Raw genomic sequence first — 22,550 nt, forward strand, 5'->3', positions numbered from 1 at the left:
GTTTACGGCCGCGGGGCGTTGACGGCCCTGGGGGCGCGTGCGGGCGACCGCCCGGACGCCTCCGGCCGGTGGCGCCCGCGAACGAGTGAAGGAGGGGCATGCCGTCCGACCGAACCGCCCGTTGGGGCGCCCTGCCGCCCGCCGGGCCCCAGCGGACCCTCGCGGCCGCCCAGTTGGCCGCCGCCGTGGGCGACGGCGCGTACTACACCTGCTCCGCCCTCTACTTCACCCGGGTGGTCGGGATGTCCCCGACCGCCCTCGGGCTCGGCCTCACCCTCGCCTGGGCGCTCGGCTCCCTCGCCGGCGTCCCGCTCGGACACCTCGCCGACCAGCGGGGCCCGCGCCGCACCTCGATGGCGCTCGCGCTCGGCACGGCGGCCGTGGTCGCCGCCTTCCTGGTGATCCGCTCCTACCCGCTGTTCCTGCTCGCGGTCTGCCTCTACGCCACCGCGCAGTCCGGCCTGACCGCCGCCCGGCAGGCGCTGGTCGCCGCCCTGGTGCCGCCCGCGCAGCGGACCGCGCTGCTCGCCCACATCCAGTCGACCCTCAACGGCGGACTGGCCGTCGGCGCGGCGATCGGCGGCATCGCGCTCAGCGTCGGCACCCGCGCCGCCTACCTGGCCGCCTTCGCCGTCACCGCGCTCGGCTTCCTGATCGGCGCGCTGGTCCTGCGGCGGCTGCCCGAAGCCCCGCCCGCGACCGGGCCGTCGGACGCCGGGCCGCGCCTGGCCGTGCTGCGCGACCGCCGGTACGCCGCCGTCACCGCGGTCAACGCCGTCCTGCTGCTGCGGATGCCGCTGCTCAGCCTGATCATCCCGCTCTGGATCGCCGCGCGCGCCCCCGGGATCGGCTGGCTCGGCTCGGCGCTGTTCGTGCTCAACACCCTCGCGGTGCTGGCCTTCCAGGTCCGGGCGGCCCGCGGCATCACCGGACTGGAACCGGCCGCCCGGGCGGTCCGCTCCGCCGGGCTGCTGCTGCTCGGCTCCTGCGCCGTGTTCGGGCTGTCCGCGCTGGACGTGCCGGTCTGGGCGGTCGGCGTGCTGCTGGTCGCCGCCTCCGTCCTGCAGGTGGCCGGGGAGATGCGGCAGTCGGCCGGCAGCTGGCAGATCGCCTTCGACCTCGCCCCGCCCGGGCGGATCGGCCAGTACCAGGGCTTCTTCGGCACCGGCGTCGCCGTCGCCCGCACCCTCGGACCGCTGCTGCTCACCGCGCTGTTGCTGGAGGGGGGCCTGGCCGGCTGGCTGGTCCTGGGCGGGGTGTTCCTCGCGGCGGGGTACGCGATGGGGCCGGTCGCCCGCTGGGCGGCCCGGGACCGCGGTCACGCGGTGTCACCGCCGGCGCCCCCGGTGGTGGCGGGAGCGGCGCCGGGGGCCTGACCGTACGGGACGGGAACCCCCAAGGCGGCCCGGGGAGCGTCCGACGGGACCGGACCGGACCGGACCGGAAACCCGGTGGCCCCGGGCCGCCGCCCGCTGGCATGCTGGCCGCGTGGACCGACCCCAGATCCAGCTCGACTTCGCCCCCGAGCTGCACCTCTTCGTCTCCGCGCCCCGGCGGGCCGGCCGTACCGCGCTGCGCACCGACGGCGCCTCCACCCTCGGCCACGTCGTCGAGTCCCTGGGGGTGCCGCTCACCGAGGTCGGCGCCCTGCTGGTGGACGGCCGGGCGGTGCCCGACAGCCACGTCCCGGCCGACGGCGAGGAGATCACCGTCCGGGCCGTGGCCAGGCCGCAGCCCTCGCCCGTCCCGGCGCGCTTCCTGCTGGACGTCCACCTCGGCACCCTCGCCCGCCGGCTGCGCCTGCTCGGCGTGGACGCCGCGTACGAGAACCCCGACATCGGCGACGCCGCCCTGGCCGCCCGCTCGGCCGCCGAGCAGCGGATCATGCTCTCCCGCGACCGCGGCCTGCTGCGCCGCCGCGAACTGTGGGCCGGCGCCTATGTCTACAGCCACCGCCCCGCCGAGCAACTGCGCGACGTGCTCTCCCGCTTCGCGCCGCCGCTCGCCCCGTGGAGCCGCTGCACCGCCTGCAACGGCAGGCTGCACCCGGCCACCAAGACCTCGGTGCGCGAGCAGCTGCGGGACGGCACCGAGCGCTCGTACGACGCCTTCGCCCAGTGCGAGGACTGCGGCCAGGCCTACTGGCGCGGCGCCCACCACGCCCGGCTGGAGGCGATCGTCGCCGAGGCGGTGCGCGACTTCGGGCCAGGCCGGGCGGGCGGACCGGGCCAGGAGCCCGGGCCGGTCGGGGAGTTCGGGGAGGTCCACGGGTCCGGGGAGGGCCAGGGCCGGATCGGGGTCGTCTCAGGGTAGCGCGCTCTGGCGGACGGCCCGGCGCCCGTGGTCCCATCGGCGGTGGGGGACGAGACCACGCTACTCGCTCGCAGGAGAGAGGCCAGGTCGTCGTATGAGTACTCAGCCAGGGCAACAGCCCTTCCGCACCACGGACACGGGGGTTGCCGCGGTGCCGACCGCCCCGGACGGGGCCGGGGGGTACCCACCGCCGCTGCTCAAGGTATCCGGGACCGACGGCGGGGCACGCCCGGAGGAAGGCCCCCGGAAGGCGACCGTCCGATGAGGCGGGGAGTGCTGCGCCGCCCGCTGGCGGCGCTGGTCGCCGCCGCGGCCGTGCTCGGGCTCTCGGTCGCCCCGGCGGCCGCCGCCGGGCCGTCCGGGCCCGCCGAGCCGCATCTGCGGTCGCGCTACGTGACCATGCCGGACGGGGTCCGCCTCGCCGTCGACGTCTACCTGCCCGAGGGCACCCGGGCCGGCGCCGACCTGCCCACCGTCCTGGTCACCCAGCGCTACTGGCGGGCCAGGGTCAAGGCCGGCCAACCCGGCGGCACCAGTGGCGAGGCCGAGCGGTGGACCGCCCGCGGCTACGCCTACGTGGTCGCCGACCTGCGCGGCACCGGCGCCTCCTTCGGCACCCTCACCTCCGAACTCGGCGCCGACGTGACCGCCGACAGCGGCCCGCTCAGCGACTGGATCGCCGCCCAGCCCTGGTCCAACGGCCGGATCGGCACCACCGGCATCTCCTACGGCGGCGACACCGCGATGCTCGCCACCTCCCTCGGCAACCACCACATCACCGCCGCCGCCCCGATCTCCTACGACTTTGACCCCTACGAGGACCTGGTGCGCCCCGGCGGCCTGCTCATCGAACCCCGGGTCGCCCCGTACGCGCTGCTGCTGCGCATCCTCGACCAGGCCGGCGGCACCACCTGCGAGACGGACGAGGACACCCGGCAGCTCTGCGCGCGCATCGGCCTCACCGGCCTCCAGCCCCGGCCGGTCGACGGGCCCGACGGCCCCGCCCTGCTCGCCGCCGCGCGCGCCGAGCACGCGAACAACGCCAACCTGGTCGAGATGGCGCACTCCGGCGTCCACCGCGACTACCGGGACGGGCCGAAGAGCTGGACGGTCGGCAGCGTCGGCGAGCGGACCGACGCCGTCGAGGCCGGCGGGGTGCCGGTCCTGACAAGGGCCGGCTGGCTCGACGCGGGCACCGCCAACGGGGTGCTCTCCCAGTTCACCGGCCTGTCCAACACCCAGGACGACTGGATCGGCCCGTGGAACCACGGCGCCGGCTGGTTCGCCGACCCGTTCCAGCCCGCCCGCCCGCTCACCGGGCAGGAGCACCAGGAGAACGACCAGCGGGTGCTCGACTTCTTCGACCGCTACGTCCGCGGCGACGCCCGCCCCGACGGCACCCGGCGGGTGCACTACTACACCTTCAACGAGGGCGTCTGGCGCACCACCACCCGCTGGCCGGTGCCCGGCACCCGCACCCGGCGGTTCGACCTCGGCGCGGGCCGCTCGCTCACCGACCACCCGCCCACGGGCCCTTCGTCCGTCGACGGGGCGGACGACCGCCGCGGCGGCTCCGACCAGCTGCTCCTCGACCCGACCGCGGGCACCGGCCCGCTGGACCGCTGGAACACCAACCTCAGCGGCGACGAGGTCAGTTACCCCGACCGCGCCGCCGTCGACGCCAAGCTGCTCGGCTACACCACCGCACCGCTGGGCGCCGACACCCGGGTCACCGGCAACGGCAAGGTCACCCTCGACGTCACCGGCCTGGCGGGCTCGGCCCGCGGCGCCCTGCACGTCTACCTGGAGGACGTCGCGCCGGACGGCCGGGTCACCTATCTGACGGAGGGTCAACTCTCGCTGGCCGACCGGGCAGTGGCGGACCGCTCGGACAATCCCGACTGGCGCCGGCTGCGCACGCCGCGCAGCTACGCGGCCGAGGACGCCGAGGACTTCCCGCAGGGCCGCGCGCAGCGCGTCACCATCGACCTCCAGCCGGTCTCGGTGCTGTTCCGGGCCGGTGAGCGGATCCGGCTCACCGTCGCGGCCGCCAACCCCGACTCCTTCCAGCTGCTCCCGGCCGACGGGAAGGCGGGCTACCGGATCGGCTGGGGCGGCGACCGCGGCTCGGCGCTGGAGCTGCCCGTCGTGCGCTGAGGGGTGCGACGCGGGGCACCCGGTCTCGGCCGGGTGCCCCGCGTCGGCACCTCACCTCACGTCGTGCCGCGCCGGGTCAGGCGTCCACGACCTCCAGGCCGTACGCGGTCACGGCCTGCCGCAGCCCGCCCGGGTACCCGGCGAGGGCCGGGGTGAACTCCCAGTCCCCGGAGGGCTCGCGGTCGAACCGGCCGAGCCGCATCGCGGTGTTGGTCTCCGCGCCGTCCGCCAGGTGCACCACGGCCGCGTCCTGTCCGGCGCCGGCCTCCAGGATCAGCGCGGGCCCGGCGAACCCGCCCATGGTGGCCCCGGGGTGGTTCTCGGTGTCCGCGGCGGCGATGACCACCAGCCGGTCGACGTCGGCGGGCAGCGCGTCGAAGTCGACCATCAGGCAGGCGTTCGCGTCGCCGTAGCCGGTCACCAGCCGCACCGAACCGTCCGGCGTGGAGCCGTTGTTGTAGAACACCAGGTGGTCGTCGGAGAGCGCCACGTTGCCCCGGCAGACCAGGGCGGCGATGTCGTACTCCTCCTCCCCGGTCCAGTGCAGGAGCAGCCGGGAGGGCTCGGCGGCCACCTCGATCGCGGGCAGTCCGTCCAGGGCGCCGGCCTCGGCGGAGGCCTCGTCCTGGACGGCCGTGAAGACCTCGTGGAAGCCGTGGTGCTTGAGCAGGCCGACCAGCTCGGAGCCGTTCAGCAGGGTGATCGGCTTGCCCGCGACGAACTGGTGCGAGCTGGGGCCGAACCTGCTGGTGGTGACCAGGACGGCCTTGGTCGCGGCCTGGTCGTGGCGCAGCGTCCCGTACAGGTCCCGCACCGCGGTGGGCGCCACCGTGTCCCGGTACCGCTTCACCTGCACGATGACGTTGCCGCCGCGGAACGGGTCGGGGTCGATGCCGCGGACGTCCACCCCGCCGTCCCGGGACCGGGCGGTGAGCTCGACCTTCATGCCCATCGCCTCCATCAGCCGGGCGATGAGGCCTTCGAACTCGACCGGGTCCATCGCCAGCAGGAGCTGGAGTTCGCGGACGCGCCGGGCCATCCGGCCGCGGTTGGCGTTGGTGTCGTCGCGGAGGTGACGGAAGAGCGCGCGCTGGGCGCGGCGTTCGTCGGCGTCGGGGTTGCTGAGGCGGTGGAGCTTCCGGCTCCGGGACATGGGCGTGCCCCCTCTTGCATGGTGACGGCTGTTGCAGGCGTCACCGTAGAGGAATCGTGGACGAAGAATTGTCGGGCCGTCACTTCCGCCGCACAATCGAGACCTGGCGCACGGGTACCGGCGTGCGCACGGGCCTCGGGCGGCGCGGGGGCGGCTCGACGGCGGGGGTGCTTCCGGTGGCCGTCCGGACGGCGGACAATCCCCCCAGGAGCCGAGGAGGAGGCCAGCGGTGGAGTTCGAGGTCATGATCGAGACCCCGCAGGGGTCGCGGAACAAGTACGTGATGGACTTCGTGGCGGGCCGGATCCGGCTGGACCGCACCCTCTTCACGGCCACCGCCTACCCCGCCGACTACGGCTACGTCGAGGGCACCCTCGGCGGCGACGGCGAGCCGCTGGACGCCCTGGTGCTCGGCGGCGAGCCGGCCGTCCCCGGCTGCGTGCTCACCTGCCGGGCGGTGGGCGTGTGGGTGATGCGCGACGAACGCGGCCCGGACCAGAAGGTGCTCTGCGTCCCGGCCCACGACCCGCGCTACGCCGACCTGCGGGACATCGGCGACCTGCGCGAGTTCGACCTGCTGGAGATCACCCACTTCTTCCAGGTGTACAAGGACCTGGAGCGCGGCAAGTCCGTCGAGGGCTCGCACTGGGCGGGCCGCGACGCCGCCTACGCGGAGATCGCCGAGTCGCGGGCCCGCGCGGCGGGCACCCGCTTCGCCGACCCGGCGTAGCGGGCGCCCCCCGGGCCGCCCCGGACCGTCCGCGGACCGTCCCCGGGACGTGCCCGGACGGTCCGTCAGAGCCTGGCGGCGCTCAGGATCGCGCGGACCTCGTCGCCGATCGCGGCCTCGTTCTGCTCGAACTCCGGTGCGGTGAGCCGGTCCGGGTCGGCCGGCAGGCCGTTCAGGACCGGGGTGTGCAGATGGCCGCCGGGGAGGTCCGGGGCGAGGAACAGGCGCAGCCGGTTGGAGCGGTAGGCGACCTCGTTGGAGAGGTACCCGCCGCCGCCACCGGAGACCGCGCGGGAGCCGGGGGTGGGGCCGTCCGGCCGGAAGACCGGCCCGGTGGCGCCCGCCGGGATCTCGGTGACGAAGGTGTTGAGCAGCACCGGGAAGGGCTGCTGGACGGCCCGCATGGCGTCGGTCGGCAGGGTGGTGCGGACGAACTGCGGCCCGGGGGCCAGCCCCGGGGCGTCCACCGGGTGCTGGGAGGTGCCGCCGGAGAGCGCGGCCACGTTGTCGGTGGCCGGGTCGGCGGAGCGGGCGCGCCCGGCCCACTCCTCCAGGGTGAACTTGCCCGGGTAGCCCTGGCTGATGCTGGTGATCAGGTCGGCGGACTGCCGGCCCGGCCGCAGGTGCGGGGTGAAGGCGCGCTCCACGATGCCCTTGTCGAAGTCCCCGTAGCGCACCGGCAGGACGACCGCCCGGACCTCGGCGGCGCTGCCGTCGGCGAGGGTGATCCGCTGCCCGTGCAGCTGCAGGACGGCGGACCCGGAGGGGTTGGCGCGGCGCGCCTCAGCGTCCAGGCCGAACGGGTCGAAGCCGCTGACGAAGATCCGCCGGACGCCGGGGGCGGCGCTGAAACCGTCGTCCAGGCCGCGTGAAGCGTCCTCGAAACGGGCCCGCAGCGCGGCGTGGTCGACGTCGAACCGGGGCTGCCAGCGGGCGAGCTGGACGGTCATGGCGAGCCTGGTCCAGTACAGCGGGCGGTCGTCCCGGGCGGGCAGTTCGCCGCTCGGCCGCCGGCCCTGGGCGCGGTTCACGCCCGCCTGCCAGAGCGTCCGGCCCCAGGTGTCGGCCACCCGCTCGGCCTGCCGGGCGTTGCGGGCGGCGCACAGCGCGGAGGGGAAGCCGCCGAGCAGCTCGCCCAGGCCGGAGCGCTCGGTGAAGCCGGCCGTGCGGGCGTCCTGGAGGCGGGCCTGCTCGGCGTCCAGCGGCACCGTGGCGGAGGTGCGGCAGCCGGCCGGGGCGGCCTGGGCGGCGGCCGGGGCCAGCAGGGCGACGAGGGTTCCGGCGAGCGCGGCGGCCAGTCCGGCGGTGCGGCGTAGACATGTCATGTGCGCTGACAATAGGTCCGGACCTGACGGCCCGCCAGAGTGCCGACACGGCGCGCCGTACGCCGGTCCAAGGGCCGCCGGACCGGCCCGTCCGGTACCGGGAGGCGCCGCCGCGGGCCCCTCGGGCGGCGTTCCGCCGCTGGTGGGACGGCGTTCCGGCCCGGACGGAAAGCCGGCGGTTCGACCGGGAACCGCCGCGAGTTCTACAGCGTTGTCGTGGTCGAACAGCGGTACTCGTACGGTGGTGGAGGAAGTTCCATGAGCGTGGCCCTGACGAAGGGTGGCAACGTCTCCCTGGGCAAGCAGGCCCCCGGGGTGCGGGTGGTGCGGGTGGGCCTGGGCTGGACGGCCGGTGACGGGTACGACCTGGACGCCAGCGCGCTGCTCTGCGGGGCGGACGGGAAGGTCGCCTCGGACCAGCACTTCGTCTTCTTCAACAACCTGCGGAGCCCGGACGGCTCGGTCCGCCACCTGGGCGGGGCCGGCGGCGGCGCCGACCGCGAGCAGGTCGAGGTCCGGCTCGCGGAGGTCCCCGCCGGGGTGGAGAAGGTCGTCTTCGCGGTGGCGATCTACGACGCGGCGCAGCGGCGGCAGTCCTTCGGGCAGGTCCGCGGCGCCCACATCCGGGTCCTCGACCCGGACAGCGGCACCGAGGTGGCCCGGTACGACGTGGCGTCGGAGGCCGGCAGCGAGACGGCGATGGTGTTCGGCGAGCTGTACCGGCACGGCGCGGACTGGAAGTTCCGGGCGGTCGGGCAGGGGTATGCCGAGGGGCTCGCGGGCATCGCCACCGACTTCGGGGTGGACGTCCTGCAGCCGGCGCCCGCCGCCGCCCCGCCCGCCCCGGTGAAGCCGCCGGTCGCGCCGCCCGCCCCGCCCGTGGCTCCGCCCGCCGCGCCGCCGGCGCCGGTCGCGGCCCCGGTGCCGGCCGTGCTGCCCGCCGCCGCGCCCGCCGTTCCGATGACCCAGCAAGGACCAGGGAGTTACCCCGTGACGTGTTTCTTCGACCCCTCGCACGGCGCCGGCACCACGGCGGTGTACTGGTCGCCGCAGTGGGGCGTGCCGCGCCAGATCGAGGCCTGCGTGGCCTGCGCCCAGCGGGTGCAGACCAACGTCCCGCCGTTCTACACCCCGGCGCAGGCGGGCTACCCGCAGCCGGTCCAGCAGGGCCAGCCGCCGCAGGTGCCCGGCCAGCAGGCCCAGGGCGGACGGCGCTTCGGCACCGGCGCGCTGATCGGCGCCGGCGCGGCCGGCCTGGTCGGCGGCGCGCTGCTGAACGAGGCCTTCGACGACGACCCGCAGGTGGTCGTCAACAACTACTACGAGGACGACGGCTTCTTCTAAACCGTCTTCTGAACCGTCAGGTCGCGGCCGCGGCGGGGGCCGCCGGGGGAGCCCCCCCCGGCGGCCCCCGCCGTCGGTCGGATGATGTCGGAGCGTCGTTCCGGCCTTTCAGGGCCCTCGCCGCGCCCGGCGGCCGCACAACGCTTCGGCGCTGTGCGGCCGTTCGCGTTCCTAGCCGTCCCGGCGCCGGTACGCCCCGGCGCGGGCCGCCGCCTCGGCGGCCTCCGCCGCGCGGTCCGCGGCCGCCTCGTCCAGCGGCTCGGCGGTGGTGAGCATCCGGTAGTAGAGCGGCGCCGAGACCGCCCGGACGACCTCGAACCCGTCGGTGTCCGGCGGGAGTTCGCCGCGCTCGACGGCCGCGGCGACGCACGGCGCCCACTCCTCGACCCGGCGCCGGTAGAAGTGCCGCAGGGCCTCGGCCGCGTCCGGGTCGCAGGTCGCCGCCACGATGACGGCACGGAACAGCGCGCCCTGCCGGGGGTCGGCCAGGGTGCGCCGGACGAGCCGGGCGTTGGCCCGGAGGTCCCCGGCGAGGGAGCCGCTGTCGGTGCGCGGCAGCGACTGCTCGGCCATGTCCGCGAGCAGGTCGGCGACCAGCGCGGTGGTGCTGCCCCAGCGGCGGTAGACGGTGGTGCGGCCGACCTCGGCCCGCTGGGCGATGTCGCCGAGGTCGAGGCCGCTGAAGCCGCGCTCGACCAGGGCGTCCTCGGCGGCGCGCAGGACGGCGGCGCGGACCCGGGCGGTCCGGCCGCCGGGGCGGACCGTGCCGGGCGTGGAGGGCTCGACGGCCATTAACGGGATTCCTGTTCCATTAGATGGGTGGACTCTGCTAGGTTCAGAGCATCCTAACGGAACAGCGGTCCCATTAGGGGCTTCGAGGGGAGAAATCCGCCATGACCATCGCCACCGACATGGAGTACCGCCGGCTCGGCGCGTCCGGACTCAAGGTGCCCGCGCTCAGTCTCGGCACCGGCACCTTCGGCGGGCGCGGCCCGCTGTTCGGCGCCTGGGGCACCACCGACGTCCAGGAGGCCCGCCGGCTCCTCGACATCTCCATCGACGCCGGAGTCACCCTCTTCGACACCGCCGACGTCTACTCCGACGGCGCCTCCGAGGAGGTGCTCGGTCAGGCGGTCCGCGGCCGCCGCGACCAGGTGCTGATCTCCACCAAGGCCGGACTGCCCACCGGCGACGGCCCGCAGGACGCCGGCACCTCGCGCGCCCGGCTGGTCCGGAGCGTCGACGACGCGCTGCGCCGCCTCGGCACCGACTACCTGGACCTGTTCCAGCTGCACGCCTACGACGCCGGCACCCCGATCGAGGAGGTGCTCGCCACCCTGGAGGACCTGGTCCGGGCCGGCAAGATCCGCTACACCGGCGTCTCCAACTTCTCCGGCTGGCAGCTGATGAAGTCCCTCGCCCTCGCCGACCGGCACGGCCGCCCCCGGTATGCCGCCCACCAGGTCTACTACTCGCTCGTCGGCCGCGACTACGAGTGGGAACTGATGCCGCTCGCACAGGAGGAAGGCGTCGGCGCCCTGGTCTGGAGCCCGCTCGGCTGGGGCCGGCTCACGGGGAAGATCCGCCGCGGGCAGCCGCTCCCGGACGGCAGCCGGCTGCACGACACCGCCGACTACGGCCCGCCGGTGGAGGACGAGCTGCTGTACCGGGTGGTCGACGCGCTGGTCGAGGTCGCCGCCGAGACCGAACGCACCGTCCCCCAGGTGGCGATCAACTGGCTGCTGCGCCGTCCGACCGTCTCCTCGGTCATCATCGGCGCCCGCAACGAGGAGCAGCTGCGGCAGAACCTCGGCGCGGTCGGCTGGTCCCTGACGGAGGAGCAGGTGGCCCGGCTGGACGCGGCGAGCGCCCGCACCGCGCCGTACCCGTACTTCCCGTACCGGCGGCAGGAGGCGTTCGCCCGGCTCAACCCGCCCCTGGCGGGCTGAGGCGCGCAGGGAGGGACGGGGAGGGGCGTGGCGACCAGCGGAGGCGAGGGAGGCCCGAGCGGCGTGGGCCCCGGCCCGGGAGATGTCCGGGCCGGGGCCGGACCGGCTGTCGCGGGGCGGCGGTCGGCCCCGTGCCGGTGGACTCCGCGTCGGCGCCGCTACCGCTACCGCTGGTGCCAGGCGGCGAGGAGTTCGGCCTCCCGCTCGGGGTCGAGGGTGCCCGGCACGCGCTCGAACGGCTGGATGTCGCGGGCGCTGTCGGCCACCGGCCGGAGGGCGAGGCCGGTGGCGAGGGCGGCCGCCGGGTCGGCGGTGCTGGTGGCGCGGCTCTCCGGGTCGGCGGGCCAGAGCGGGAGGGCGCGCTCCTGGACGCCGACGGCCCGGAGGAAGTCCTCGTCCACCCAGGTGAGGGTGGTGCCGGGCGGGGCGACCGCCGCGGCGACGGCGTCGAGCAGGTCGCCGATGCCGAACGGCGGGGGAGTGGCGGCGTGGTAGGCGCCGGAGGCGCCCCGCTCCAGCAGGGCGAGCATCCAGGCGGCGAGGTCGCGGACGTCGACCACCTGGAGCGGCGCGTCCGGCCGGCCCGGGGCGAGCACCTCGCCGCCCCGGGCGAGGCGCTCCACCCAGTAGTCGAAGCGGTGGGTGTAGTCGCGGGGGCCGATCACGTACGTCGGGCGGACCAGCAGGGTCTCCGGGCCGAAGGCCTGCCGGGCGGCGCGCTCGCACTGGACCTTGAGGACGCCGTAGGTCTCGGCGGTGATCTCCTCGGCCTCCGGGCCGTCGGCGGGGAGCAGGGCGGAGTCCTCGGCGTAGCCCGGGGCGGCCGGGACGTCGTACACCGAGAGCGAGGAGACCAGCAGGTAGCGCCCGGCGGCGCCGGGGTCGAGGGCGGCCGCCAACTCCCGGACCTGGCGCGGGTAGTAGGCGCAGAGGTCGACGGTGGCGTCCCAGTGCCGGCCGCGCAGCGCGGACAGGTCGGCGTCGCGGTCGGCGATCAGGTGGGTGGCGTCCGGGAGGAGTCCGGCGCCGGAGCGGCCCCGGTGCACCACCGTGACCTCGTGCCCGGCGGCCAGTGCCGCCTCGGCGAAGTGGAATCCGATGAAGCGGGTGCCGCCGATGACCAGAATGCGCATTCGGACATCGTGCCAGTCCGCCCCGGGGCGGGGCCAGCCGGTGGCCGGTTGTTGCCCAAGTTGTGGGTGGGGTGGGTGAGTCGGGGCCCGGTGTGGACGGTTCCGGGGGGAAGAGTGTTCGACGGTCAACGGTGCGGTACGGTGACGGCCGGGGGCGGCGGGCCGCAGCAGGCGGATCGGCGCTGGTCAACGGCTCGACGGCCGGGGCCGGATGAGCAGCCGTGACGGCCTCGTAACGTCTGATCTCCTGTCAAAGTTCCTTGTTTCCCGGCGAACTTGTGTGAAGTCCCTTTAAGCTCCCGTTAACAATGGCGGCTTTCCGCCACTCGCGAACTCGCTCCCGAGGTCGGGCGGCAGGCCCAACTGGATGATGAGAGCAGGGATGACGACGACAAATGATCGAACCGTCGGTGCCGCGCGCGGCTCCGGCGGGCGGCGGACGGGTCCACCCGGCCGCCGCGCCGCGGGCCTTCGCACCGCGGGCGGCGCGGTGACGCTGGCCGTACTGGCCGGTTCCTGGTCCCTGGCGGCGGCCCCGCCGGCCTTCCCCCAGACCGGCGACGGCACGGTGGCGGTCCACGTGATCCGGGCCGTGGACACCGACGGTGTGTGGACGCCCGGGCTGGAATCGGGCATGGCGGGCGTGAAGGTGACGCTCACCGACGAGGCCGGGGTCGCCATCGAGGGCACCACGGCGGCGGACGGCACGGTGACGCTGGCGCCGGCCGCGAGCAAGCTGACCGGCGGCAAGTACCGCGTCCAGGTGGTGAACCCGAAGCCGGGCGTGCTGTACCCGGCCTTCGCCTCCCGCGAGGGTCTGGACGGCGGGCCGAACAAGCTGAGCTCCAACGAGGAGTTCGTCGACCTCTCCGGCGGCAAGAAGGTGGAGATCACCACGGGGCTCTGGAGCCCGGGTGACTACTGCCAGAAGAACGCGCCGCTGGTGTCGACCTGTCAGAACCCGCCCCAGGACGGGGCCGCCCAGCACACGCTGGTGTCCTTCCCGTACGAGTCCCGGGGCACGGCCGGCACCGGCTTCACCCTGACCGACGTGGCCACGGCCGGGCAGACCGGCAACCTGTACGGCATCGCCTGGAACAAGGCCGACAAGCGGGTGTTCTCCTCGGCCCAGGCCAAGCGGACCACCGCCTACGGCCCCGGCGGCCCCGGCGGGATCTACGTCACCGACTGGGCGACGAAGAAGACCACGCTGTTCGCCACCGTCCCGGACGCGGGCACCACCCCGCACGGCCCGGGCAACGACGACGGCTTCCTGGCCCCGGTGGGCAAGGAGAGCCTCGGCGGCATCAAGATCACCGACGACGGCAAGGACCTCTTCGTCGTCAACCTGAACGACCGCAAGCTCTACCGCTACGACGCCACCGCGGCGACGGCGGCCGCGCCCAAGGCCGCCTACGCCATCCCGGACCCGGGCTGCCCGGCGCCGGGGGACTGGCGTCCGTACGGCCTCGGCATCCAGGACGGCACCGGCTTCCTCGGCGGCGTCTGCTCGGGCGAGTCCACCGGCAAGGCCACGGACCTGCGCGCCGTGGTGCTGCCGTTCGACCTGTCCACCGGCGCGTTCAAGCCGGCCGTGCTGAACCAGCCGCTCGACTACCCGCGCGGCACCACGGTCGGCGGCCCGTGCCCGGGCACCGCCTGGTTCCCGTGGCAGGACACCTTCCCGACCACCCAGAACGGCCAGGCCTGCGGGGCCGACTACCTGGCCAACCCCGAGCCGGCGGTCGCCGAGATCGCCTTCGAGACCGACGGCTCGATGCTGCTCGCCTTCCGGGACCGCTTCGGCGACCAGTCGGCGGCCAGCCCGACGGGCAGCGCGATGTCCAAGGTCCTGCCCGGCGGCGACCTCCTCAAGGCCTGCCCGGAGAACGGCACGTACGTGCTGGACACCAACCTGGGCTGCGGGTCCAAGGCCCGGGGCCAGCGGTTCTTCGACAACGCCCGGATCGGCCACAACAACCCGGCCAACGCCGGGATGGCGTTCTCGAAGGTCGAGGACTCCATCGTGACCTCGGGCTACGACAGCGACAGCCAGGCCTTCGGTTACGGCAGCGCCTTCCAGAAGCGCGACGGCAAGGCGGACGGCGGCGTGCGGCTCAACACGGGCCCGGGCATCCCGCCGTTCGGCAAGGGCGCCGCGATGGGCGACCTGGAGGTGCTCTGCGACCAGGCACCGCTCCAGATCGGCAACCGGGTCTGGTACGACCCCGAGCGCAGCGGCCTCCAACTGCCGGGCCAGAAGCCGGTTCCGGGTGCCACCGTCCACCTGTACGACGAGTCGGGGAAGCTCGTCGGCACCACCAAGACGACCAAGCGCGGCGAGTACTACTTCGACGACAGCAACGTCGACGGCGGCCTCAAGCCGAGGACCAAGTACACGATCAAGCTGGACAACCCGGCGGACTACGCCAAGGACGGCCCCCTCTTCCAGTGGGTGCCGACCGACCACGACGTCGGTGACAACCACTTCATCGACTCCAAGGGCATCGTTCCGAAGGACGGCAGGTTCCCGGAGCGGGCGCTGACCACCGGCGGCCCCGGCGAGAACGACCACACCTACGACTTCGGCTTCCGGCTCCAGGAGGGCGCGCTGCGCCTGGTCAAGCACGACCAGGACGGCAAGCCGCTGGCCGGCGCCAAGTTCCAGCTGTGGCACGAGACCAACGGGACCGACGGGCTCCAGCCGACCGGCGACAAGCCCGACACCAAGGTCGGTGAGCCCTGCACGACCGGCGCCGACGGCATCTGCCAGGGCACCGGCGTGCCGGGGACGTACTACTGGCAGGAGCTGAGCCCGCCGGACGGCTACGCGGCGCCGGAGGTCACCGTCTTCGGCCCGCTGAAGCTGACCTCGGCGAACCTCGACGCCGGTGTGGAGGTGACGGCCGTCAACAAGCTGATCCCGACGCCGACACCGACGCCCACCCCGACCGAGACGCCGACCCCGGCGCCGACGACGGCGGCCCCGGTGCCGCCGGCCCCGGCGCCCCCGGCGTCCGGGCACCTGCCCAACACCGGTGCGGGTGAAGGGATGCCGATCGTGTTGACCAGCGCGGCGGCGCTGATCGCCCTCGGCACCGCCACGGTGCTGGTGGCCCGCAGGCGCAAGGCCGCCCAGCGCGGCTAGCCGCAGACGGGGTGTTCGTACCGGGCCCGGTGCGGGGAGACCGGCACCGGGCCCGAATCGGGCGGGTTCGTGGGACCGTTGGTCCCCGGGCCCGCCCGACTGTCGTGTCCGACCGAGGAGAGGGAGCGGCTGCATGCCCCGCAAGACGAAGGCCGACGGCCGCGGGCCCCGGCGGTCCCACTGGCTCAAGGCCCTGATCGCGATCGTGGTGTGCGGCGCCGCGGCGGGCGGCGTGGCCGTCTACCGGACGGTCTCCGACGAGGCCGTCGAACGCCCGGTGACCACCGACGAGGCCGGCCGGCTCGCCCTGTCGCGGCTGAACCTCTACCAGGCGAGCCCGGTGGCGGTGACGCTCACGGCCGAGGAGGGCGGGGGCGTCACCATCCGGGTCGACGGGGTCGTCGACTACCGCAACCACCGGGGGGTCGGCCGCTACCGGACCACCGGCGCGAGCGGGGCGCTGGACCACGGCCTGATCGTCTGGGACACCGGCGGCCTCGGGCTGGCCCCCGACCAGGCCGGCACCGCCCCCGCCACCGACGCCCCGGCCTGGGAGCAGGCCGAGCGCATCCCGCGCCAGGGCTGGTCGCCGCGCACCTACACGGCGGATCCGCTGGACGCCGGACTGAACCTGCTGGTCCAGCTCGGCGCGGACCGCCCCGACAACCCGCTTCTGCTCGCCCAGTCCGGGGCCCGCTGGCTGGGCCGGGACCGGATCGACGGCAAGGGCTACGACCGCTTCGCCGGTCCGCGCGCCCAGGGGGCCGCGCCCGACGGCGCCCGTTCGCCGCTGACCTACTGGGTCGACGGCGACGGCGGGCTGCGCCGGGTGACGATGCGGATGCCGGGGCTGGGCACCCCCACCACCGTCGAGCTCGCCGGACGGCAGGCGGACGCCAAGCTGCCCGAGGCCCCGTGGCTCACCGGCTGACCGGCGCACCGGTCGGCCGGCCGACCGGTTGACCGGCGACCAGGCTGGCCCGGTACGGCCGGAAGCCGCAGGACAGGGCGGTCAGCCGTACAAAAATCGTTGGTGAGGCAGCAATAGCTTCATCATCTTCCGTTCACCCGGACCCGGCTGCCAGCATCGGCGCACCGTCACCGCCCGAGGGAGTAGCCGATGAACCGCCCCCGTTCCCTGCGCTGTCTGGCCGCACTGTCCCTGGTCGTCCTGGCCGCCACCGCCTGCGGGCGCTCCGACCAGGGCGGCTCCCCGGCCGCCGGCGCGGCCCAGGCCGCGCAGAACGCCGGGAAGAGCGCCGCCGAGCTGCTCCCGGCGAAGAACAAGCAGAGCGGCGTGCTCAGAGTCGCCACCTCCGTCGGCTACCCGCCGATGGAGATGTACAAGCTCGGCACCACCGAGCTGACCGGGGTCGACCCGGACCTCGCCGCCGCCGTCGCCGGGAGGCTCGGCCTGAAGCTGGAGCTCGCCAACTCCTCCTTCGACGGCCTGATCCCCGGCCTCCAGGCCGGCCGCTACGACCTGGTGATGTCCTCCATGACGGACAGCGCCCAGCGCCGCCAGGCCGTCGACTTCGTCGACTACTTCCGCACCGGCGGCGTGATCATGACGAAGAAGGGCAACCCCGAGGGCATCAAGTCCCTGGAGGACCTCTGCGGCAAGAAGGTGGTCCTCGCCAAGGGCAGCTCCAACCTGGAGATCGGCGAGCAGCAGAACGCCAAGTGCGCCACCAGGATGACGATCTCGCAGAGCGAGGACGCCCCGACCGGGCTGCTCCAGCTGGACAGCGAGCGGGCCGTGGCCACGATCGTGGACTACCCGGTGGCGCAGATGTTCGTGCAGAGCAGCGGCTCCTACGAGGTGCTGCCGGACCAGTACGGGACGGCGCCCTGGGGCATCGCGGTGGCGAAGAAGGACTCCGGGCTGCGCGACGCGGTGCAGAAGGCACTCCAGGAGCTGATCGAGAGCGGCGAGTACCGCACGGTGCTGGACACCTACCAGGTCGGCGGCAGCGCGGTGGAGCGCGCCACCGTCAACGCGGCGCAGTGAGAACGGCGGCACCGACGAGATGAGCACCGACATGAGAGACCCCGCGATGCCCGCACCGGCCGGCCGAGTCCCGACCGCCGAGGCCGCGGCCGACGACGACCTGGCCTTCGAGGTCACCGGCCGGCCCCGCCCGGCGCGCTGGTTCGCCGTGCTGGCGGCGGCCTTCGTCGCCGTCTGGCTGGCCTGGACGATCATCGTCAACCCCAACCTGCACTGGGACATCGTCGCCCGGTACCAGTTCGACGGCGTGATCCTGGAAGGGCTCTGGGTGACGGTCCAACTCACCCTGATCTCCCAGGTGGTGGGCATCGTCATCGGCGTGGTGGTCGCGGTGATGCAGCTGTCCGACAGCCCGGTGCTGCGGACCACCGCCGGGGCGTACACCTGGTTCTTCCGCGGCACCCCGCTGCTGGTCCAGCTGATCTTCTGGTTCAACCTGGCGCTGCTCTTCCCGGAGATCAGCATCGGCATCCCGTTCGACGGGCCCAAGCTGGTCAGCTGGCAGTCCAACACCCTGATCACCGGCTTCGTGGCGGCGCTGCTCGGCCTGTCGATCAACGAGGGCGCCTACATGTCCGAGATCGTCCGGGCCGGCATCCAGAGCGTCGACCCCGGGCAGCGCGAGGCCGGCGCCTCGCTCGGCATGTCCAACCGGCAGATCCTCACCCGGGTGGTGCTGCCGCAGGCGATGCGGGTGATCATCCCGCCGTTCGGCAACCAGTTCATCTCGATGCTGAAGACCACCTCGCTGGTCTCCGTCATCGCCGGCGCCGACCTGATGACCGTCTCCCAGCACCTCTACCTCGCCAACTTCGAGGTGATAGCGCTGCTGATCGTCGCGTCCCTCTGGTACCTGGTGCTCACCACCATCGCGAGCGTCGCCCAGCACGCGGTGGAGCGGAAGTTCAACCCGGCCGGCGCTCCGCCGGCCCTGCACCGCCGGGTGCTGGCCAACCTGCGGCCGGGGCGCGGCGCAGCACAGAAGCGCGTGAAGAAGGGGGAGGGCAAGTGACGGGTACGGATCCGGCGAAGCCGACCGCCGAGGTGGTCCTGTCGGCCCGGAAGGTACGCAAGCACTTCGGGGACCTGGAGGTGCTGCGCGGCATCGACCTGGAGGTCCGGGCGGGGGAGGTGCTCTGCGTGATCGGCCCCTCCGGCTCCGGCAAGTCCACCCTGCTGCGCTGCTTCAACCACCTGGAGAAGATCGACGCCGGGCGGATCGAGGTGGACGGCGAACTGGTCGGCTACGAGCCGCACGGCGCCTCCGGCAGCAGGCTGCGCGAGCGCCGGCCGCGCGACATCCGCCACCAGCGCGAGCGGATCGGCATGGTCTTCCAGCGCTTCCACCTCTTCCCGCACCGCACCGCGCTGCAGAACGTGATGGAGGGCCCGATCGCGGTCAAGGGGCGCCCGCGCCAGGAGGCCGAGCGCCGGGCCCGCGAGCTGCTCGCCCGGGTCGGCCTGGCCGACCGCGCCGACCACTACCCGGCCCAGCTCTCCGGCGGCCAGCAGCAGCGGGTGGCGATCGCCCGGGCGCTGGCCATGGAACCGACCCTGATGCTCTTCGACGAGCCCACCTCCGCGCTCGACCCGGAGCTGGTCGGCGAGGTGCTCGGCGTGATGCGCGACCTCGCCCGCAGCGGCATGACGATGATCGTCGTCACCCACGAGATGGGCTTCGCCCGCGAGGTCGCCGACCGGGTCGTCTTCATGGACGAGGGCGCCGTCGTGGAGGCCGGCAGCCCGGCCGAGGTGTTCACCGCCCCGCGGCACGACCGCACCCGGGCCTTCCTCTCGACGGTGCTCTGATGGGAGCGACAGGACTGATGGGAGCGGACGTGACCACGACCCCGGCCGACCTGCTGCTGCGCGGCGGCACCCTGGTGGACGGCACCGGGGCGCCCGGCCGCGCGGCCGACCTCGCCGTCGCGGGGGGCCGGGTCACCGTCCTGCCGCCGGGCACCGCGGTGGCCGCGGCCGAGACGCTGGACGTCACCGGACGGGTCGTCACCCCCGGCTTCATCGACGTCCACACCCACTCGGACGCGCTCGCCGCCCCCTTCGGCGGCGGCACCCACACCGACGGCGACGCCCTGGACGAACTGCGGCTCGCCCCGCTGCTCCAGGGCGTCACCACCGAGATCAGCGGCAACTGCGGGATCAGCCTGTTCCCCGCCCTGCCCGAGCGGCTGCCCGAACTGGCCGGGCACCTGCGGGTCTCCTTCGGCCTCGGGCCGGTGCTGCCCGCCGAGGACTTCGACGCCTTCGCGGCCGGCCAGCGGCCCGAACTGCGCCGCAACCACATCGCCTCGCTGGTCGGCCACGGCACGCTGCGCGCCGGGGTGATGGGCTTCGAGGACCGCCCGCCCACCCCCGAGGAGCTGGCCGCCATGTGCGACCTGCTCGACCGGGCGCTGGCCCAGGGCGCGGCCGGCCTCTCCACCGGCCTGATCTACCCGCCCGGCGTCTACGCGGACACCGAGGAGATCGTGGCCCTGGCCAAGGTCGCCGCGCGGCACGGCAAGCCGTACGTGACGCACCTGCGCGACGAGATGTCCCAGGTGGAGAAGGCCCTGGAGGAGGCGCTGGAGATCGCGGTGCGCTCCGGCGCCGCGCTCCAGGTCTCCCACCACAAGACCGCCGGGCGGCACGCCTGGGGCGCCACCCTGCGCACCCTGCCGCGCCTGGAACAGGCCCGCGCCGACGGCGTGGACGTGCTCTGCGACGTCTACCCGTACACCGCCGGCAGCACCGTGCTGCACGCGATGCTGCCGCCGTGGACCAGCGAGGGCGGGCCGGCCGCCCTGCTGGAGCGGCTGCGCAGCAAGGAGGTGCGGGACCGGATCCGGGCGGACATCGCGAACGGCGTCGAGGGCTGGGAGAACACCGTCGGCAACGGCGGCTGGGACCTGATCTCGGTGGCCGCCGCGCCCGCCCGCCGTACCGCCGAGGGCCGCCGGATCGCCGACCTGGCCGCCGAGCGCGGCGCCGACCCGGTCGACTACGTGAGCGACCTGCTGCTGGAGGCGCAGGGCGAGGTGACCATCATCAGCCACTCGATGCGCGAGGACGACGTCCGCCGGGTGCTGGCCAGCCCGCTGTCCATGATCGGCTCGGACGGCGTGCCCAAACCCGGCCGCCCGCACCCCCGTTGGGCGGGCAGCTTCGCCCGGGTGCTCGGCCACTACGGGCGCGAGCAGGGCCTGCTGCCGCTGGAGCTCGCGGTGCACAAGATGACCGGCCTGCCCGCCGGGCGGTTCCGGCTGGCCGGGCGCGGGGTGGTCCGGGACGGCGCCGTCGCCGACCTGGTGGTGCTGGACCCGGCGGCCGTCCTGGACGGCGCGACCTTCGAGCGGCCGCTGCTGGCGCCGGCGGGCGTGGAGACCGTCGTGGTGGCCGGCCGGGTCGCGGTGCGCGGCGGCCGGCCGACCGCGAGCCGGGCCGGAGAGGTGGTGCGGGTCCGATGAGCCTCGCCCAGGTGGCCGCCGCCGCGCGCAGCTCGGCGGCGCTCCCGCTGACCCTCGCGGTGGCCGCCGTCGACGTGGACGGCGGCGAAGCGGTCGGGGTGGACGACACCGTCGTGCTGCCCGTCGCCAGCGCCTCCAAGCTGCTGCTGCTCGCCGAGGTCGCCCGGCGGCTGGACAACGGGGAACTGGCGGCCGGGCAGCCGGCCGCGATCCTCCCCGAGGACGTCACCGGCGGCACCGGCCTGCTCGGCCGACTCAGCCGCCCCGGCTGGACGGTGGAGGACCTGGCCTGGCTGACCGCCGCGGTCAGCGACAACACCGCCACCAACGCCCTGCTGCGGCTGGTCGGCCTGCCGGCCACCGCGCGGCTGGCCCACGACCTCGGGCTGGAACGGCTCACCCTGCACGACCGGGTGCGCGACGAGCGCGGGCCGGACGTCCCGCCGGTCTTCGCCACCGGCACCGCCCGCGACCTGGCCCGCCTGGTGGCCCTCGCGGTCCGGGGCACCATGGCCACCCCGGGGGCCTCGGCCCGGCTGCTCGGCTGGATGCGCGCCAACACCGACCACGGGCTGGTGCCCGCGCTGATCGACCACGACCCGTACGCCCCCGGCTTCCCCGAACCGCTGCCCGGCCGCCTGTTGGTGGCCAACAAGACCGGTACGGACACCGGGGTGCGGGCCGACGCGGGCGTCATCGTGGGCGCCCGGCGGGTGGCCTACGCGGTCGTCGCGCACTGGGACGTGGCGCTCGGGCCCAGCACCGAGCGGGCCGCCGTGCACGCGATCCGGGACGTCGGCGGCGCCCTCGCGGCCTGGGCCCAGCGGCCGGCCTGACGGGCTCCGGGCCGGGGAGGTCCGAGTCGGGCATAGTCCGGGCCGGGGAGGTCAGGCCCAGCGCATGTCGAGCAGCGACCTGATCTCCCCGGCCGCCGCGCCGAGTTCGGCGAGGAAGGACCGCAGCACCGGGTTGCGGTTGGTGGTCCGGGTGGCCACCCCGATCCGGCGGTGCAGCTGCGGGTGGTCCAGCCGGCAGACGTGCACCCCGGCGCTGTCGGCCAGGCCGAGCGCCGGGATCAGCGCGACGCCCATGCCGGCCCGCGCGAGGTTGATGGTCACCTGGTAGTGGTCGCTGCGGCAGCGCACCCGGGGGCGGAACCCCTCGGCCGCGCAGGCGCGTTCGAGCACCGGCTCGCCGGTGCTGCCGCCGTGGGTGCCGATCCAGCTCTCGCCCTCCAGCTCGGCCAGCCGCACCAGCGAGCGCCGCCCGAGCCGGTGCCGCAGTGGCACCACGACCAGCTGCGGCTCCTCGAAGTACATCCGCACGTCCACCGCCGCCTGGCGGCACCACGGGTCCAGCGGGTGCTCGAAGACGACGGCCGCGTCCAGCCGGCCGGCCTCCAGGTCCGGGACCAGCTCGTGCGGCTGGCCCATGATCAGCTCCAGCTCCACCTGCGGGTTCGCGGCGGAGAACGCGGCCAGCGCCCGGGGCAGCAGGTCCAGCCCGGCGGAGGCGAAGAAGCCGATCCGCAGCACCCCGGCCGCGCCCTCGGCGTGCGCCCGCAGGTCGTCCTGGGCGACGGCCATCAGATCGGCGATCGCCTGGGCGTGCTCGGCCAGCCGGACACCCGCGGGCGTCAGGCGCAGGGACTGCGGAGCCCGTTCCACCAGCGCGACACCCAGCTCCTGCTCCAGGCGGGCGAGCTGGTGCGAGATGGCGGACGGGCTCAGGTGCAGGGCCTGCGCCGCGGCCACGATGGTGCCCCGGCGGGCGATCTCCAGGAGGACGTGCAGTCGGGCGCTGTTCAGCATCGGCCCAGG

The 22,550-nt window shown here is 74.8% G+C and carries 17 protein-coding genes and 1 pseudogene; 13 read left to right on the forward strand and 5 right to left on the reverse strand.

Translation table 11 applies throughout. The features are described from left to right. The first annotated feature begins 98 nt into the window (after nt 1-98). From ACLWS4_RS30190 to ACLWS4_RS30200, 3 genes are all read left to right on the forward strand, one after another. Nucleotides 99-1,376: an MFS transporter gene (locus tag ACLWS4_RS30190; protein ID WP_416875778.1), complete on the forward strand. Its 1,278-nt coding sequence runs from the start codon at nt 99-101 to the stop codon at nt 1,374-1,376. A 112-nt stretch (nt 1,377-1,488) separates the two neighbouring features. Further along, nucleotides 1,489-2,313: a Mut7-C RNAse domain-containing protein gene (locus ACLWS4_RS30195; protein ID WP_082345763.1), complete on the forward strand. Its 825-nt coding sequence runs from the start codon at nt 1,489-1,491 to the stop codon at nt 2,311-2,313. Between the two features lie 261 nt (nt 2,314-2,574). After that, nucleotides 2,575-4,470, forward strand: a complete 1,896-nt coding sequence (locus tag ACLWS4_RS30200; protein WP_416875779.1) for a CocE/NonD family hydrolase — start codon at nt 2,575-2,577, stop codon at nt 4,468-4,470. A 76-nt stretch (nt 4,471-4,546) separates the two neighbouring features. On the opposite strand, the gene ACLWS4_RS30205 is transcribed toward ACLWS4_RS30200, so the two are convergent. Further along, on the reverse strand, nt 4,547-5,623 hold the full coding sequence (locus tag ACLWS4_RS30205) for a restriction endonuclease (protein WP_416875780.1): 1,077 nt from the start codon (nt 5,621-5,623) through the stop codon (nt 4,547-4,549). A 229-nt stretch (nt 5,624-5,852) separates the two neighbouring features. Between ACLWS4_RS30205 and ACLWS4_RS30210 the strand changes: the two genes are divergently transcribed. Further along, nucleotides 5,853-6,353 (forward strand): inorganic diphosphatase, encoded by a 501-nt coding sequence (locus ACLWS4_RS30210; RefSeq protein ID WP_049652137.1) that lies wholly within the window; start codon nt 5,853-5,855, stop codon nt 6,351-6,353. A 65-nt stretch (nt 6,354-6,418) separates the two neighbouring features. Here the strand turns inward: ACLWS4_RS30210 and ACLWS4_RS30215 are convergent, their stop codons facing one another. Then, on the reverse strand, nt 6,419-7,678 hold the full coding sequence (locus ACLWS4_RS30215; protein WP_416875781.1) for a pyroglutamyl peptidase: 1,260 nt from the start codon (nt 7,676-7,678) through the stop codon (nt 6,419-6,421). A gap of 258 nt (nt 7,679-7,936) precedes the next feature. On the opposite strand from ACLWS4_RS30215, the pseudogene ACLWS4_RS30220 reads away from it, so the two are divergent. Further along, nucleotides 7,937-8,488 (forward strand): annotated as a pseudogene (locus tag ACLWS4_RS30220) (TerD family protein); the annotation flags it as partial. A 705-nt stretch (nt 8,489-9,193) separates the two neighbouring features. On the opposite strand, the gene ACLWS4_RS30225 reads toward ACLWS4_RS30220, so the two are convergent. Next, nucleotides 9,194-9,814: a TetR/AcrR family transcriptional regulator gene (locus ACLWS4_RS30225; protein WP_117492889.1), complete on the reverse strand. Its 621-nt coding sequence runs from the start codon at nt 9,812-9,814 to the stop codon at nt 9,194-9,196. Nucleotides 9,815-9,933: 119 nt separating this feature from the next. Here ACLWS4_RS30225 and ACLWS4_RS30230 point away from each other — a divergent pair, with 119 nt between their 5' ends. Then, nucleotides 9,934-10,971 carry an aldo/keto reductase gene (locus ACLWS4_RS30230; RefSeq protein WP_074005803.1) on the forward strand — a complete coding sequence of 346 codons (1,038 nt, stop codon included), beginning with the start codon at nt 9,934-9,936 and terminating at the stop codon, nt 10,969-10,971. Between the two features lie 164 nt (nt 10,972-11,135). Here ACLWS4_RS30230 and ACLWS4_RS30235 read toward each other — a convergent pair whose 3' ends face one another. Then, on the reverse strand, nt 11,136-12,104 hold the full coding sequence (locus tag ACLWS4_RS30235; RefSeq protein ID WP_416875782.1) for an NAD-dependent epimerase/dehydratase family protein: 969 nt from the start codon (nt 12,102-12,104) through the stop codon (nt 11,136-11,138). 490 nt (nt 12,105-12,594) lie between these two features. On the opposite strand from ACLWS4_RS30235, the gene ACLWS4_RS30240 reads away from it, so the two are divergent. From ACLWS4_RS30240 to ACLWS4_RS30270, 7 genes are all read left to right on the forward strand, one after another. Continuing rightward, nucleotides 12,595-15,252, forward strand: a complete 2,658-nt coding sequence (locus tag ACLWS4_RS30240; protein ID WP_416875783.1) for an SdrD B-like domain-containing protein — start codon at nt 12,595-12,597, stop codon at nt 15,250-15,252. A gap of 133 nt (nt 15,253-15,385) precedes the next feature. Next, nucleotides 15,386-16,183: a hypothetical protein gene (locus ACLWS4_RS30245; protein WP_074005754.1), complete on the forward strand. Its 798-nt coding sequence runs from the start codon at nt 15,386-15,388 to the stop codon at nt 16,181-16,183. Nucleotides 16,184-16,372: 189 nt separating this feature from the next. Continuing rightward, nucleotides 16,373-17,263 carry an ABC transporter substrate-binding protein gene (locus tag ACLWS4_RS30250; protein ID WP_416875784.1) on the forward strand — a complete coding sequence of 297 codons (891 nt, stop codon included), beginning with the start codon at nt 16,373-16,375 and terminating at the stop codon, nt 17,261-17,263. 31 nt (nt 17,264-17,294) lie between these two features. After that, nucleotides 17,295-18,275 (forward strand): amino acid ABC transporter permease, encoded by a 981-nt coding sequence (locus ACLWS4_RS30255; RefSeq protein ID WP_259316988.1) that lies wholly within the window; start codon nt 17,295-17,297, stop codon nt 18,273-18,275. Next, on the forward strand, nt 18,272-19,072 hold the full coding sequence (locus ACLWS4_RS30260) for an amino acid ABC transporter ATP-binding protein (protein ID WP_380741473.1): 801 nt from the start codon (nt 18,272-18,274) through the stop codon (nt 19,070-19,072). The genes ACLWS4_RS30255 and ACLWS4_RS30260 overlap by 4 nt, the downstream gene beginning before the upstream one ends. 29 nt (nt 19,073-19,101) lie before the next feature. Beyond that, the gene (locus ACLWS4_RS30265; protein WP_416875785.1) at nt 19,102-20,730 is read left to right on the forward strand and encodes an N-acyl-D-amino-acid deacylase family protein; all 1,629 of its coding nucleotides are present in this window, start codon (nt 19,102-19,104) and stop codon (nt 20,728-20,730) included. Continuing rightward, nucleotides 20,727-21,566, forward strand: coding sequence for a serine hydrolase (locus ACLWS4_RS30270; protein ID WP_053112553.1), 840 nt, complete (start codon nt 20,727-20,729; stop codon nt 21,564-21,566). Before ACLWS4_RS30265 ends, ACLWS4_RS30270 begins: the two co-directional genes overlap by 4 nt. Before the next feature lie 51 nt (nt 21,567-21,617). Here ACLWS4_RS30270 and ACLWS4_RS30275 read toward each other — a convergent pair whose 3' ends face one another. Next, entirely contained in the window at nt 21,618-22,541 is a 924-nt protein-coding gene (locus ACLWS4_RS30275; protein ID WP_049660390.1) for a LysR family transcriptional regulator, read from the reverse strand. Between the last annotated feature and the right edge of the window lie 9 nt (nt 22,542-22,550).

The sequence above is a fragment of the Kitasatospora sp. SC0581 genome (assembly GCF_048159585.1).
In the GTDB taxonomy this organism is placed as follows: domain Bacteria; phylum Actinomycetota; class Actinomycetes; order Streptomycetales; family Streptomycetaceae; genus Kitasatospora.